The 13,967-nt window shown below is 70.4% G+C and carries 13 protein-coding genes and 2 tRNA genes; 8 read left to right on the top strand and 7 right to left on the bottom strand.

Going from position 1 to position 13,967, the window contains the following annotated elements:
* Positions 1–20: 20 nt before the first annotated feature.
* From ABD817_RS01955 to ABD817_RS01935, 5 genes are all read right to left on the bottom strand, one after another.
* Entirely contained in the window at positions 21–428 is a 408-nt protein-coding gene (locus tag ABD817_RS01955) for a YciI family protein (RefSeq protein ID WP_344914338.1), read from the bottom strand.
* Between the two features lie 269 nt (positions 429–697).
* Positions 698–946 (bottom strand): hypothetical protein, encoded by a 249-nt coding sequence (locus ABD817_RS01950; protein WP_344914336.1) that lies wholly within the window; start codon positions 944–946, stop codon positions 698–700.
* A 306-nt stretch (positions 947–1,252) separates the two neighbouring features.
* Positions 1,253–1,564 carry a hypothetical protein gene (locus ABD817_RS01945; protein ID WP_344914334.1) on the bottom strand — a complete coding sequence of 104 codons (312 nt, stop codon included), beginning with the start codon at positions 1,562–1,564 and terminating at the stop codon, positions 1,253–1,255.
* A gap of 466 nt (positions 1,565–2,030) precedes the next feature.
* Positions 2,031–2,672, bottom strand: coding sequence for a fasciclin domain-containing protein (locus ABD817_RS01940; protein WP_344914332.1), 642 nt, complete (start codon positions 2,670–2,672; stop codon positions 2,031–2,033).
* Between the two features lie 44 nt (positions 2,673–2,716).
* Positions 2,717–4,333, bottom strand: coding sequence for a molybdopterin-dependent oxidoreductase (locus ABD817_RS01935; RefSeq protein WP_425583261.1), 1,617 nt, complete (start codon positions 4,331–4,333; stop codon positions 2,717–2,719).
* Between the two features lie 411 nt (positions 4,334–4,744).
* Between ABD817_RS01935 and ABD817_RS01930 the strand changes: the two genes are divergently transcribed.
* The 8 genes from ABD817_RS01930 (at position 4,745) to ABD817_RS01895 (ending at position 10,177) form a co-directional block, all read left to right on the top strand.
* Positions 4,745–4,817 (top strand) — tRNA-Thr (locus ABD817_RS01930).
* Between the two features lie 210 nt (positions 4,818–5,027).
* Positions 5,028–5,101 (top strand) — tRNA-Met (locus tag ABD817_RS01925).
* Between the two features lie 80 nt (positions 5,102–5,181).
* Positions 5,182–5,346: a 50S ribosomal protein L33 gene (rpmG, locus tag ABD817_RS01920; protein WP_030921771.1), complete on the top strand. Its 165-nt coding sequence runs from the start codon at positions 5,182–5,184 to the stop codon at positions 5,344–5,346.
* 307 nt (positions 5,347–5,653) lie between these two features.
* Positions 5,654–6,100, top strand: coding sequence for a MaoC family dehydratase N-terminal domain-containing protein (locus ABD817_RS01915; RefSeq protein ID WP_344914328.1), 447 nt, complete (start codon positions 5,654–5,656; stop codon positions 6,098–6,100).
* 1 nt (position 6,101) lies between these two features.
* The gene (locus ABD817_RS01910; protein WP_344915577.1) at positions 6,102–6,530 is read left to right on the top strand and encodes a MaoC family dehydratase; all 429 of its coding nucleotides are present in this window, start codon (positions 6,102–6,104) and stop codon (positions 6,528–6,530) included.
* A gap of 285 nt (positions 6,531–6,815) precedes the next feature.
* A complete protein-coding gene (locus ABD817_RS01905) occupies positions 6,816–8,084 on the top strand; it encodes a glycosyltransferase family 2 protein (RefSeq protein ID WP_344914327.1) in 1,269 nt (422 codons plus the stop codon).
* A gap of 41 nt (positions 8,085–8,125) precedes the next feature.
* Complete coding sequence (locus ABD817_RS01900; protein WP_344914325.1) at positions 8,126–9,163, top strand: UDP-N-acetylmuramate dehydrogenase; 1,038 nt, start codon at positions 8,126–8,128, stop codon at positions 9,161–9,163.
* Between the two features lie 444 nt (positions 9,164–9,607).
* Entirely contained in the window at positions 9,608–10,177 is a 570-nt protein-coding gene (locus ABD817_RS01895; RefSeq protein WP_344914323.1) for a TMEM165/GDT1 family protein, read from the top strand.
* Here the strand turns inward: ABD817_RS01895 and ABD817_RS01890 are convergent, their stop codons facing one another.
* Both ABD817_RS01890 and ABD817_RS01885 read right to left on the bottom strand, forming a co-directional pair.
* Positions 10,178–10,804: a hypothetical protein gene (locus tag ABD817_RS01890; RefSeq protein ID WP_344914321.1), complete on the bottom strand. Its 627-nt coding sequence runs from the start codon at positions 10,802–10,804 to the stop codon at positions 10,178–10,180.
* 189 nt (positions 10,805–10,993) lie between these two features.
* Positions 10,994–13,855, bottom strand: a complete 2,862-nt coding sequence (locus tag ABD817_RS01885) for a helix-turn-helix transcriptional regulator (RefSeq protein ID WP_344914319.1) — start codon at positions 13,853–13,855, stop codon at positions 10,994–10,996.
* Between the last annotated feature and the right edge of the window lie 112 nt (positions 13,856–13,967).

Here is a 13,967-nt window from a genome sequence, read left to right as displayed (position 1 = left end):
ACGGCCGGGCTATCCAGCGGTCACAGCTCCTCGGACGAAGCGACCGACATCACCTGGCGCAGCTCGATCGGCATGTTCAGCGGCTTGCCGCCGGGGCCGGGAGCCGCCGAGACGTACGCGGCGAGATCGACCGCCCGCTCGGTGCTGTCGCAGTCGATGATCCAGTAGCCGACCAGGAACTCCTTCGTCTCGGGGAAAGGGCCGTCCGTGACGACGGCGGCACCGCCCTCGCCGGCTCGTACGATCCTGGCCTGGTCCGGAGCCGCCAGCCCCTGCGCGTCCACGAGCTCTCCGGCCTCGACGAGCTTCTCGTTCGTGTCGCGCATGAACTGGATGTGGGCCTGGACGTCATCGACGGGCCAGGTGTCGATCGGCGGCAACGCGTCCTGCATCTGCCCGCTGAACTGCATCAACATCATGTACTTCATGTCTTCGCTCCTCGTGTGCGAGCGTCTTCGCCGACGCTCTCACTCACAGGTAGAAGCAGGCGACAGCGTTCTCGACATTCTTCCGGACATCCGGCGAAAAATTTTCGGCCACGGAGCCGGGACGTGAGGAGCCGGGATGGCCATGGCGTCGATCATGTGCCCGGGGGTCTCATGGGACAGCCGGTCTGGTGAGGACGGCCGGTCTGGTGGGGGCGACCGGGGAGGGGCTGCCGGGAAAGGGGCGGCAGGGAAGGGCATGGCGGGTGTGGCTACAGGCCCATCTCGCGGGTCAGCAGCAGGTGCGCCTGCTCGATGTCCTCGGCGGTGTAGCCGGGAATGCTCCGGTCAAGTTGCTGGAGGAGATCCATCAGGGCCTGTTTCTGTGCCAGGTGCTGGACGGGAAGCTGGTCGAGATCCACGCTCAGGAGCCAGTCGAACAGCACCACCGCGTCGGCGGTCCACAGGCTCAGCGCGGTCATGTCCGAGGCTGCCATCCTCAGGCCGGGCGTTCCGCTCATGCGAGCAACTTACTCCTATGCATATATGCGAAATAACCCACTTTGTCATCCCAATATGGCGATGTTATGACGCGGTCGGAACGACGGCTGACCAGTGGTCGAAAACATTCGAAAATCGAGGTGAAGGGCTGGCGAATACCATTCGTCATCCGCCGGACTCATGTGCGGTTGACGAACGCCCGCATCCGCGCCCCCTCCAAGTCCCCGTTCAAGGCCCCGTCCAGGTCGCGGGCGCGAAACCACGGCCCCGCCCGCCCGGCCCGGACTTCGCCCGAAGTCTCCCCGGGAAGCGAGGCGGGAGCGCCCTCAGCCGCCGAGCGCGGTCCACAGGGTGCCGAACTCCTCGGGGGTCAGGGCGTTCAGGCCGAAGTCACCGGGATAGATCGGGCCCTCGGCCAGGAAGCCGTGCTCGTCCTCGATGTGGCGCCATGAGTACGTGCGGGCGATGCCGTCCGACCCCAGTTCGGCGTGTCTCACCGGCCAGTACTCCCCGCCGCTGTCGATGACGGTCTCGAACAGCCACACGTGGCCGTCGCCGTCCACCCCGTGCCAGTACAGGTGCGGCCGGTCGCTCTCGTCGAGCGCCCGGATCGTGTCCCTGCGGCGGTCCTGCAGCATCGTGCTCCTCGGTGTTCGTCAAAAGGCTCGGCGTTCCCCCATACGGGCTCGGTGTTCCCCACAAGGGCCGGAGGGCGCATACCCCGCTTTGGTATGTCGCGCGTTCTCGGTCCGCTCCAGGCGGAGATCAACGGCCGTACGGCGGACCCGGGCACCTCCCGGCGGCGAGCCGTGGTGGCCAGGCTCGTCGCGGCGGGTGGGCACACGGTCTCCGCCGATCGTTTCATCGATGACCTGTGGCGCGGACAACCGCCACCCAGGGCACCGGCGACGAACACGTACTTCCTTCCTGACGAGATGTGCTCGTCAAGCATGTCGGCCGGCCGGGTGGGAGACCCGGCGGAGGGACGCCGCCGCAGGCGTCCCTCCGCGCGGCCGGTGCCGGGATTCGTCCCGAGACGGGGCCCGCGTCTCCCTGTGTCCCCGAGGCGCGGGCCCCGTGCCGGAACCGGCACGAACGGGACGCCTACTTCGGCATGAGCACGGTGTCGACGATGTAGACGGTGGCGTTGCCGGTGGGAACGTTTCCGCAGACGATCTTGGAATCGTTGACGGTGTAGTCCTCCCCCGAACCCTTGACGGCCAGCGTGCCGCCCTGCAGCGTCTCCAGGGAGGCGTCGCCCAGGTCCGCCGGGGTCTTCCTGCCGGAGACGACGTGGTAGGTCAGGATCTTGGTCAGCGTCGCCTTGTCGGCGAGGACCTTGTCGAGGGTCGCCTTCGGGATCTTGGCGAACGCGTCGTTGGTGGGCGCGAACACCGTGATGTCCTTGGCGGAGTTGAGCGTGTCGACCAGGCCGGCCTCCTTGACCGCCGTGACCAGCGTGGACAGTACCGGGTTGTTGGACGCGGCGGTGGCGACCGGGTCGTCGGCCATGCCGGTGAAGCTCCCCTCACCCGACGCCGGTACGGCGGAGCAGGCGGCGCCGAACGGGGCGCCGGCCATGGCGTCCTCGGTCGGGGTCTCCATCGGGCTCTGCGTCGCGCTCTCCATGGGAGAGGACGTCGCCGGGGCCGCCGTGCCACCGGTCGCCGTGGTGTCGCCGCTCCCGCAGGCCGCGGTGAGGGCCAGGATGGCCAGGGTGGTGGCGGCGAATGCCGTGCTTCTCATGGTGGTACTCCTTCTATTCGGTTCTCATCGGTGTGTGAGGTCGGTCATGCGACGGTGACCACGACCGAGTGCCAGCCCGTCGCGCCGTCGGGGAACGGCGTCACCCGGGACGACGGCTGGACGCGTCCGGTCGTGTCGGTGGCGCGGGTCTCCAAGGTGTGGGTGCCGGAGGTGGCGTGCCAGGTCCAGGTCCACTGCCTCCAGGTGTCGGGGCCGGGGGTGGCGGCCAAGGTGGCCTCCTGCCAGGGGCCGCCGTCCACGCGGACCTCGACGGCCGCGACACCCCGGTGCTGTGCCCAGGCGACCCCGGCGACCCGTACGGGCCCGGCCCGCAGGCGCTTGAGGGGAGCCGGGACGTCGATCCTGGACATGGTCTTGATCGGCGCGTCGACGGCCCAGCCACGCTCGGTCCAGTAGGCGCGCTCGTCGGCGTAGCGGGTCAGCCGCAGATCCACGACCCATTTGGTGGCGGACACGTAGCCGTACAGGCCGGGGACGATGAGCCGGGCGGGGAAGCCGCGTTCGGCGGGGAGCGACCGGCCGTTCATGCCGACGGCCAGCATCGCGTCCCGGCCGTCCATGACGACCTCCACGGGGGTGCCGCAGGTCCAGCCGTCGGCCGAGGTGCTCAGCAGCTGGTCGGCGCCGGCCGGAATGCCCGCCTCCCGCAGGAGGACGGGCAGCGGCACGCCCAGCCAGCGGGCGTTTCCCGCGTACGGCCCGCCGATCTCGTTGGAGACGCAGGTCAGGGTGATGTCACGCTCGATCAGCCCTCGCCTGAGCACGTCGGCCATGGTCAACTCGATCGTCCGGGTGCCGTGGACCCGGAGCGTCCAGGTCGCCAGGTCGGGGCGGGGCACGACCAGCGCCGTGTCGACCCGGTAGAAGTCGGCGGCGGGGGTCACGAACGGGCTCAGGCCGGGGACGCGGAGATCGGTTCCCGCCGGGAGCGGCCGTGCCGGGGAGGCGGGCGCGGGCAGGGTGAGCTCGGTGGTGGCGGGGACGCGGGAGGAGAGCAGGCGCCCGGCCGCGAAGGCCGCCCCGGCGCCCGCCCCCGTGACGAGGAAGGCCCTGCGGTCCGACGCGGACGGCGCCGTTCCGCCGGTGGGGGAGGCTTCGCCGTCCTGCGCGGGTGACGCCGTCTCGTCGCTGAAAGAGGTCTCGCTGTCTTTCGTGGGGGGTGTCGTTCCGCCGAGGGGGAAGGCTCCGCTGTGCTTCGCGGGTGATGCCGTCCCGGTGGAGGCGCGGGTGAGGAGGAGCAGGGTGAGGGCTCCCACGCCCGCCGCCACCAGGGACGGCACCACGTCCAGGGGTACCGCCGCCGGCCGCGTTCCGGCCGCGAGGGCGCCGAGGGCACCGAGCCCGGCCACCCCTGCCGCGGCCCGGAGCCGTCGCCCGGCCCGCGCGAGAACGCCGAGCAGGACGGCGGCGGTGAGCAGAACGGCGACGATCGTGCCGATCAAGATGATCTTGTCGTAGGTCCCGAAGGTGCTTACGGCGAATTCCTTCACCGGGGTCGGCGTCAGGTCGATGACCGTGCCGCCCACGGCGACGAGCGGGGAGGACGACGGCCGGAGCAGCCCCGCCGCCAGCTCTCCACCGCCGAGCGCGGCGAGTGCCGGCAGGAGCCCCGCCCCGGCCGTTCTCGCCACATGTCCCAGATTCGCCACGTGACGTATTCGGAGGCTTCGCGGCCGAGGATTGGTGTGGAATTCACCGCGGTCCCGGAGGATCGCGGCCGGGTGATCGTCAGGTCACCCGTGGAGGCCGTGGGATTCTCCCGGGGACCTTCACGGGAAGCCCCCTCCGGACCCGCGAGAACGAAGGCGATGCGCGCCTGTCCGCCGGCCCGGATCAGGCGCTCGTCGCACCTTCTGGCGGGGCCGTGTTTCCCGGTGCTCCCGGGGCGTCCCGGAGCTCGGACGGGGCTCGGACGGGGTTGGTCGTGGGGGGCGACGTGGGCGCTTCGAGGGGGAACGTGTGGTGGTCCGGGTGGACCTCGATTGATTTCGCATCCTGCTGCGGAGCCGTGTATGGTTACACCTGTCCGCAAGCGAGAGCGACACGGACAGGCCCCTTTAGCTCAGTCGGCAGAGCGTCTCCATGGTAAGGAGAAGGTCTACGGTTCGATTCCGTAAAGGGGCTCAACAGCCTAAAGGCCCTAACCTCCTGGTTAGGGCTTTCGGCATGGTTGGCCTTAAAGGCAGGAAAGGCGAGCCAGAAAATACTCAAGGTTCCTGACGCGCGAGCGGGCATACTGGGGCGACCCAGAGAGATCGCCCTGACCTGCACAAGTACGCAGGCACTCTGCGGGTCGGGTATCCTTGCGGGGTCGGTCGATTTTGTCGGCCCCAAGGCGGAGTAGCTCAGCCAGGCAGAGCAAACGGCTCATAATCGTTGTGTCGCCGGTTCAAGTCCGGCCTCCGCTACTACCCATCCGGGGCTTCTCCCACCAGAGAGGTCCCGTCGTGGGTTGTCCACTGTCCAGAACGTAGAAAGGCACTCCCAAGTGGCTGCCACCGACGTTAGGCCGAAGATCACGCTGGCCTGCCAGGAGTGCAAGCACCGCAACTACATCACGCGGAAGAACCGGCGCAACGACCCGGATCGGCTTGAGCTGAAGAAGTACTGCCCGAACTGCAAGACGCACCAGGCGCACCGCGAGACTCGCTAGTCTGCGCGAAGCCTCCCGCCACGGCGGGAGATGAGTGCCTCGTCGGCACGCACACGCTCCACGAGAACCGGCGTCCTCAGACGAGGCGCCGGTTTGTCGTATCCGCACAGTTTTCTCGCGAGAGCGTTGACCGCGCGAGAGAGCCGGGGGGAGAGCGGGCCGGGCTACGCTTTCCTGACGGCCCGCCCGCCGGTGATCTGCCTCTTGGTGATCCTTCCGAGGGCACGTCCTGGAATCCTGTCCTGTCAATGTCTCGTCCAAGCCGCCGGTGCCGGCCCCACCAGCTCGGTATCCGCAAAGGAGCACGATGGCTCTGAACCGTGACTTCGTCGGGCGGGCGTCCGCGCCCTCCTCGCCGTACGAGGTCAGTCGCGTGAAGATCAAAGAATTCGCGACGGCGATCGGGGACGACAACCCGATCTACCGGGACACGGAGGCCGCGCGGGCCGCGGGGCACCCCGACGTGATCGCGCCGCCGACCTTCCCCATCGTGTTCAGCCTGGCCGGAGGGTCGATCCTGACCGACCCGGAGCTCGGCCTGAACCTCGCCATGGTGGTCCACGGCGAGCAGCGCTTCGAGTACCGGCGGCCGATCCACGCCGGAGACGAGCTGGTCACCGTCTCCACGGTGACCGACATCCGCAGCGTCGGCCGCAACGACCTGATCACCGTCAAGAGCGACGTCAGCACCGTCGACGGCGAGCCCGTGTGCACGACCTACAACACCATCGTCGAGCGTGGAGGGGCGGGCTGACATGGCCGCGACGGTCAAGTACGACGAGGTCGAGACGGGTCAGCAGATCCCGCCCGCCGAATACGTGGTGCGCCGCGTCAACCTGGTGATGTACGCCGGGGCCTCGGGCGACTTCAACCCCATCCACTGGAACGAGCGCTTCGCCAAGACCGTCGGGCTCCCGGACGTCATCGCGCACGGCATGTTCACCATGGCGCAGGGCGGCCGGTTCGTCACCGACTGGGCGGGCGACCCCGGCGCGGTCGTCGACTACGGGGTGCGGTTCTCCTCCATGGTGGTCGTTCCCGACGACGACCAGGGCGCCGTCATCACGGTGAGCGGGATCATCGAGGAGAAGCTTGAGGACAAGCGCGTGGTGGTCGTCCTGACCGCCAAGTCCAACGACTCCCGGGTCCTGTCCAAGGCCCGCGCGGTGGTCCAGCTGTCGTAGGCACCCTGTCGCGGGCACCCCACGGCGGCACCCGGCCGTGGGTGCCGTCGGCGCCCATGGGGCCCGGCCCGGGGCTCACCGGCCACGGTTCCCCGGCGGGCCGGGGCGTGGTCCCCGGCGGGCCCGCGAAGGGCCGGGGCATGATCCACCGGCACCGTCCTCGGTGGGCCGCAGTACGGTTCACCGGCAGGCTCGCGGGATTCACCGGTGGGCCGGAACGCGGTTCACCGGCAGGCTCGTGGGCCGGGGCCGAATCTTCTCCCTGTCTCGGGGTAGCCCCCCAGCATGAGCGAAGTACCTCCTAACGTGACCGGCCTGGCCGAGCGGCGGGCCAAGGCGCGAGCCGAGCAGGACCATGCCGCCGCCGACGCGCTCCGTGACGAGATCAGAACCGAGGGCTGGCTCGTCCGGGACACCGCGGACGGCTTCGAGCTCATCCCCTCTCCCTCCTTCGACGTGTGGCCCACGGTGAGTTCCCTGCCCGAGGGGGGTTCCCCGGAGGCGAAGGAGAACGGTTCGAGCGGGGAGCCGGGAGCCTCCACGGCCCCGGGACGGGTCAGCGCCGAGGACGAAGACGGGGCAGCCGGGCGGGACCGGTCGGCCGACGCCGGGCGGGTCGCCGAGGCCGCGGATCCGGGACGCCACCCCGGGCGGCTCGGTGACCGGGAGGCGAAGGAGGTCGCCGAGAGCGAGGCGGCGCCCCAGCAGACGCCCGAGGGCTCGGAGCTGGTCGGCCGGGCCGACGATCTCGACGGCCATCCCGAGCGGATGGTCTCCTCCCAGCTGCTGTGGGACGCGAGCCTGTCGGTCTCCCGGCTCGACGAGACCATCGTTCCCCCGGCCGACGCCGAGGAGCCGAGGGCCGCGCGGCCGACGGTGACCGTCGCGCTGCTGGTCGACGGCCACCCCGACGAGCTGCGCGAGTGCGTACGCGCCCTGGTCGCCCGTACGGAGGCCAGGATCCTCGGCCTCGACCTGGGGAACGTGGACGGCGCGGGAGCGGTCCTGCAGGAGCTGGTGGAGGAGTTCCCCCGCCGGGTGGAGGCTTGGCACGTGGCCGAGTCGCCGCACTGGAGGGGTGGCTCCGCGGGGTGGGGCGAGAGCCGCGACAAGCTGCTGCGCCTCGACACCTCGGACGTGCACGTCGTCATGGACACCTCCGTGGTCCTGGAGGGCGACGCCGTCACCCCGCTGGTCAAGGCGCTGGACGACGACGTGACCGCGGCCGGTTGGAAGGGCGTGAATCCCCGCGAGGACGACAAGGAATGGCTGGAGGCCGAGCCCGGCGAGGTCCGGGGGCTGCTCGGCCACCTGTTCGCGATCAGGCGCGACACCGCGCTCGCCGCGGGAGGCTTCCCGGCCGACGCCCGCTACTACCGCAACGCCGACCTGGAGTTCTCGCTCAGACTGCCCGGCACCCTCGTCGCCCTGGGGAAGGATCTCCCGGTCCGCCAGGAGCGGCACCGCCGCGACGACGGCGCGGACCCCGGATACCGCGACCGGGAGTCCCAGCGGACCTACGACCGGGTTCTGAAGCTGCTGCGCGCCCCGTAGGCTGGTCGCGGATTTCGGCCGGGTCGCGGGTGGGGAAGCGCATGACGGAGCGGGTGGCGGGGGTGCGGCTGGCGCCGTACACGACGTTGGGGCTGGGAGGACCGGCCGGGACGTTCGTGGAGGCTGGGTCGTCCGAGGAGATCGTCGAGCTGGTGGCGGCGGCCGACCGGGCGGGCGAGCCGGTGCTCGTGCTGGGGGGCGGCAGCAATCTGGTCGTCTCCGACGAGGGTTTCGACGGCCTGGTCGTGCGCGTCGCCTCCCGGGGCGTCGAGGTCGAGGGGGACCGGGTCACCGCGCAGGCGGGCGAGGACTGGGACGCCCTGGTCGAGCGCGCGGTGGGGGAGGGCCGGTCGGGCGTGGAGTGCCTGTCCGGCATCCCCGGGCTGGTCGGGTCCACGCCGATCCAGAACGTCGGCGCCTACGGGCAGGACGTCTCCCAGACGATCGTCGCCGTCCGGGCCTACGACCGCCGGGCCGGTGAGGTGCGGGATCTGACCGCGCGGGAGTGCGGGTTCGCCTACCGGCACAGCGCGTTCAAAGATGATCTGGGGCGATACGTCGTGCTCGCGGTCACCTACGAGCTGGCCGGGGACGCGCTGTCCGGCCCGGTCGCCTACCGGGAGCTGGCCTCCCGGCTGGGTGTCGCCCAGGGAGAGCGGGTGCCGCTCGCGGAGGCTCGGGCGGCGGTGCTGGAGCTGCGCGCGGGCAAGGGCATGGTCCTGGACGACGCCGACCCGGACACCCGCAGCGCGGGGTCGTTCTTCACCAACCCGGTCCTGACCGCCGCGCGGGCCGCCGAGCTGGAGCTGCGGGCGCCGGGGTTCCCCCGCTGGGACATGCCGGACGGGGGCGTGAAGGTCCCGGCGGCGTGGCTGATCGAGAACGCGGGGTTCCCGAAGGGCTACCGGCGCGGCCCGGCCCGTATTTCCACCAAGCACACCCTTGCCATGACAAATCCGGAAATGGTGGCCACGACGGAGGAGCTCCTCGATCTCGCCCGCGAGGTCAGGGACGGCGTCCTGGAGAAGTTCGGCGTCACCCTGGTCAACGAGCCCGTGATGGTCGGCACCCGGCTCTGAGGTTTCCCCGGCTGGTTTTCCTGGTTTTCCTGGGTTTCCGGGGCCTTCGAGGTTCTCCTGACGGGTTTCCCGAGGTCCTCTGCGATCTTCTGGGGTTCCTCTGCGTGAAGCGGCCCTCGGCAGGGCGCAGGTTCTTTCCTGCGGCCCGGTAGGGTCCTGTGAGGTCCTCTGAGCTCCTCTGGGGCGGGAACGGGCATCCGATTTCTGCTGCTATGGTCTGATGGAAAGACCCGAAGGGGAGTAGTCCCAATCGCGTGATCGACATGCTGGCGCCCGAGGCGCCCGGTCGCGCGGGCCTCGGATCCGGCCGGTTCGGCTCGGCTCCGTGGCGGACGAGACCTTCGGCCTGGCAGGCATTGATGGATGCCGCCGGGCCGAAGACGTGCCCGAGACTCCCCGGGTATCCCCCTTCCGCCCGGCTGCGTACGCGGAAGGGCACCCTCGTTGGAAGCGTTCTGGATCAGTCTCGTTGTGATCTTCGTCGCCGAGCTCGGCGACAAGAGCCAGCTCATGGCGATGACCTTCGCCACCAGGTTCAAACCGTGGCCGGTCCTCGCGGGAATCACTCTGGCCACCGCGGTGGTCCACCTCCTCAGCGTCGGCCTGGGCGGGCTGGTCGGTGACTTTCTCCCCACCACGGCGATCACGATCATCGCCGGTATCGCCTTCCTGGGCTTCGCGCTGTGGACGCTGCGCGGGGACGAGCTGACCGAGGAGGAGTCGCGCAAGGCGCAGCGCACCACCCGGTCGGCGATCATCGCGGTGACCGTCGCCTTCTTCCTCGCCGAACTGGGTGACAAGACGATGCTCGCGACCATCACGCTCGCCACCCAGTACGGCTGGTTCGGCACCTGGATCGGCTCGACGGTGGGCATGGTCGCCGCCGACGCCCTCGCCATCGTGGTCGGCCGGATGCTCGGCAGGCACCTGCCGGAGAAGATCATCCGGTACGGCGCCGCCGCGGCCTTCGCCGCCTTCGGCGTGATCCTGCTGCTCGAACCGCTGTTTGCCTGATCAGGGCCAGTACGGCCGCGCGTGCTCGGAGGCGGCGGCGATCGCGGCGCCGTCGATCTCGGTGAACGTCAGCGGTACGTCGAAGGCGGGCCACTCGACCGCGAACTCGAACGGCTCCGCGGGAGGCAGCGGCCACAACCACAGGTTCCAGCCGAAGGAGATGAAATGGTCACCGCCCCCTCCGCCTCCCCCGCCGCGCTCCTGGAGGATCGGACCGTCGGGACGCGGCGGGGGCCACTCACCGCCGTAGTGCGGCCTGCCGTCGACGGTCGTGGCCTTGCCGCCGTCGGGGAAGCGGACGCCGAAGCGGAGGACCTCGTCTTCCAGGGACGTTCCGGGATGGAACCGGCGGTGGCGCCTTTCGAACATCAGGTCGCGCCGCTCCCACCACGTGTCCTTGTTCACGCCCTCGACAGGGCGGGCGGCCATCCGGATGTAGAGCTTCGCCCCCTCGGGAAAGGCGACGGCGCTGGTGAGCACGATGACCAGTGCCTCGCTGTGGAACAGCGTCCGGCTGATGTCCACGGTGCGGCCGAGTACGGTGTCCGGGGGACCGAGCCAGGGAGGAAGTGTCTTCTCCTCTTCGGGCTCCCGGTCGGGGGCCGGTGGTGCGGTGAAGAAATCCATGTGATCAAGATACGCAATCACCAAATAATGTGCGTACATATCTAAGATATAAGGCTTTCCGCACAGCTTTAATGGCTTATAAGACTTATATCCGCGCGAATGATCGGGTTGAAAGATCGCCGGATTCGTTCCGCCGGGTCGTTCGCCGTACCGTCGGCCGGTGGTCGCGCCCGGCCCCGGGGGGCGAGGTCAGCTGATCAGGGCGAGGCGGTGAGCGGCCGCGACCGCCTCGCCGCGGGTGGAGACCCCCAGCTTGCCGAGGATGTTGGAGACGTGAACGCTCACGGTCTTGGCCGAGATGAACAGTTCGGCGGCGACGTCGCGGTTGGACCGTCCGAGGGCGACCAGCCGGAGCACCTCCAGCTCGCGCGGGGTCAGCGGAGGCTCCCCGCCTCCGGCCTGCCCGGTGGCTCCGGCCTGCTCGGTGAGGGAGATCCCGATCCGGCGGGCCAGGGCCTCGATCTCGGTGGCCAGCGGCCGGGCCGAGAGCGCCACGGCGATCGGGTAGGCCGCGCGCAGCCGGGACGCGGCGCCCTCGCGGTCACCGACGGCGGCCGCCATCCGCCCCCCGTGGAGCAGCGACTTCGCCTGGGGGAAGGGACGGCCCAGCCGTTCCCAGGCGACGGCCGCGGCGTCGTGGTCGCGGGTGAGACCGAGCCGGTAGGCCTCGGCGACGGGACTGTCCACGGTCATCGCCGCCGCGGCCTTCCCGACGTGGGCGCGCAGCGCCGCCACCCGCTCGGGCGCGAGCGCCTCGACCGTCTCGCAGATCCCCCCGAGCAGGCCGAGTGTCCGCCAGCCCAGCATGGGCTTGCTCGTGATCTGCGCCTCCAGGGCGACCCGCTCGGCCACCTCCAGCGCGGCCAGCGGCTCCCCGCTGAGCATGTGCAGGCCGATCATGAGCCGGGCGTTCGCCGTCAACTCCTGCATGAACTCCTCGGGGACGGTGGCGAAGGCGCCCACCTCGTCCAGGACGGATCTGAGCACGTCCGTCTCGCCGCGGGCGACCGCCACGTCCCCGCGGACCCGCCGCAGGTCGTGGCGGGTGCGCAGGGTGGGGTCCATGCCGAGGGCATGCTCGGCCAGCCGGGCCGCCTCCCCGAACCTGCCCAGCGCCTCCAGCGCCTCGGCCCGGTTGTTGGCGATGAAGGTGCCCTGGTCCCGGTAGCGGCCGTACTTCCTCGCCAGCCGCTCCCCTTCGCACGCGAGCTCGATCGCCTCGGTGGAGCGGCCCATGTTGTTCAGCGCGTCCACGTTGTTGGCGATGGCGCGCAGGACGCTGCGGCCGGACTCGACACGCTCGCCGATCGCCTGCGCGGTCTCGTTGAGCTCGATCGTGACGTTGATGCGCCCCGCGATCGAGTGGCCCAGCGCGAGGTTGAGCAGCAGCTCCGCCTCCAGGGTCTCCTCGCCGTGCTCGCGCGCGATCCGCAGCGCCTCCTCGGTGAGCGCCGTCCCCTCCGCCAGCTCGCCGCTGAATATCAGGTACGAGCCCAGCTTGGACAGCACCTCGGCGCGCTCCAGCCCCGGTTCGGGGACCAGCCGCTCGGCGTAGCGGAGGTCGTCGAGCACCCCGGGCCGCCGCTTCGCCTTCTTGAACTGCGATCTCCGTACGACCAGGTTCGCCACCCGGGCGGGCTCGGTCCGTTCGTCGAGCTCGTGCAGCGCGGCCTTGACGAACTTGCTGCCCCGGTCGACCTCCCCGCACGCGCTCGCGGCCTCGGCGGCGTGCTCCAGGACGGTGGTGTGGTCCACGCCGATGCGCTCGGCGGCGTCGGGGACCTTGCTCCACAGCGTCAGCACCCGCTCCAGCAGCTGCATCATCTCCTTGTGGGCGAAGGTCTTGGCGGCCTTGCCCGCCGCCTCCCAGGCGGAGATGAGGGCCCAGAGGTCGTCGCGGGCGGAGTGCCAGTGATGGGCGATCTCGATGGCGGCCCGGCCGGGAGGCACCAGCGTGCGGTCGTTGCCGATCTCCTCGGCGAAGCGGGCGTGCAGCCGTACGTGCTCGCCGGGCAGGAGCTCGTCGTGCACGGCCTCGCGGATCAGCGCGTGCCGGAAGACGTAGGCGCGGCCATCGGCGACCTGCAGCACGTTGGCCGCGATCGCGGTGCGCAGCGCGTCGTCGAGCTCGACGTCCGACAGCGCGCTGACCGCGACGAGCAGGGCGTGGCTCACCCGGATGCCACCGGCAGCGGCGATGCGCAGCACCCGCTGCGTCTCCTCGGGGAGCCGCTCCACGGAGCCGATGATCAGGTCGTGCAGGGAGTCGGGGAAGGTGTGGTCGCCGTCGCACTCCATCAGCGCCTCGACGAACAGCGGGATGCCCTCGCTGCGCTGGAAGACCCTGTCGACCCGGGCGAACTCGGGCGTGGTGCCGAGGATTCCGGCCATCTGGGCCGCCACCTCGGACTGGGTGAGCCGGGGCAGGTCCATCCGGAGGACCCCGTCCAGCCGGCCGAGCTCGGCGAGCACCGGCCGGAGCGGGTGCTGGCGGTGGAGCTCGTCGGAGCGGTAGGTGAGGACCATCAACACGGGAGCGGTGCGGAGGTTCCGGCTGAGGAAGGCGATCAGGTCGCGGCTGGAGCTGTCGGCCCAGTGGACGTCCTCGATGAGGAGGATCACCGGGTGGCGTTCCGCGAGCCGTTCCAGCAGGGTGAGGATCTGCTCGAAGAGGCGTGCGCGTGCGGTGTCGCTCTCGGTGTCGCCACTCGGCTCGCCGAACTCGGGGAGCAGCCTGGCCAGGTCGCGCGCCCCTCCCTCGGGGAGGAGGGCCGCGACCTCCTCGGCGCCGCACTCGCGGACGAGCTGGCGGATCGCCGCGGTGAACGGCGCGTAGGCGAGGCCCTCGGTCGACAGCTCCACGCAGCCCCCGTTGAGCACGTGGGCGCCGTCGGCCGTGGCCCGCTCCGCGAAACACCCGATCAGCCGTGACTTGCCGACACCCGCCTCGCCACCGAGCAGCACGGTCATCGCCGCGTCCTTACGAGCCTGCTCGAACGCCTCGGCCAGGTCCGCGAGCTCCCTCTCCCGCCCCACGAAGATGGGGCTCACCGCCCGACCCACCATGTCTGCCAGCATGTCATGCCTTAAAGGTGCGATCTCCTTATTTTTCGCTCGGTGAAATCAGCAGATTAGGGAGGCTGTGAGGCCCGGCCGGGCAGAT

The sequence above is a fragment of the Streptosporangium oxazolinicum genome, assembly GCF_039537505.1.
GTDB lineage: Bacteria > Actinomycetota > Actinomycetes > Streptosporangiales > Streptosporangiaceae > Streptosporangium > Streptosporangium oxazolinicum.
This window is presented reverse-complemented; position numbering and strand designations above follow the sequence as displayed.

Coding starts and splice junctions, on each gene's coding strand:
- ABD817_RS01915 (WP_344914328.1), top strand. CDS start 5,654: ATGGCTCTGAACCGTGACTTCGTCGGGCGGGCGTCCGCGCCCTCCTCG.
- ABD817_RS01945 (WP_344914334.1), bottom strand. CDS start 1,564: ATGCTGCAGGACCGCCGCAGGGACACGATCCGGGCGCTCGACGAGAGC.
- ABD817_RS01955 (WP_344914338.1), bottom strand. CDS start 428: ATGAAGTACATGATGTTGATGCAGTTCAGCGGGCAGATGCAGGACGCG.
- ABD817_RS01890 (WP_344914321.1), bottom strand. CDS start 10,804: ATGGATTTCTTCACCGCACCACCGGCCCCCGACCGGGAGCCCGAAGAG.
- ABD817_RS01900 (WP_344914325.1), top strand. CDS start 8,126: ATGACGGAGCGGGTGGCGGGGGTGCGGCTGGCGCCGTACACGACGTTG.
- ABD817_RS01905 (WP_344914327.1), top strand. CDS start 6,816: ATGAGCGAAGTACCTCCTAACGTGACCGGCCTGGCCGAGCGGCGGGCC.
- ABD817_RS01940 (WP_344914332.1), bottom strand. CDS start 2,672: ATGAGAAGCACGGCATTCGCCGCCACCACCCTGGCCATCCTGGCCCTC.
- ABD817_RS01950 (WP_344914336.1), bottom strand. CDS start 946: ATGAGCGGAACGCCCGGCCTGAGGATGGCAGCCTCGGACATGACCGCG.
- ABD817_RS01910 (WP_344915577.1), top strand. CDS start 6,102: ATGGCCGCGACGGTCAAGTACGACGAGGTCGAGACGGGTCAGCAGATC.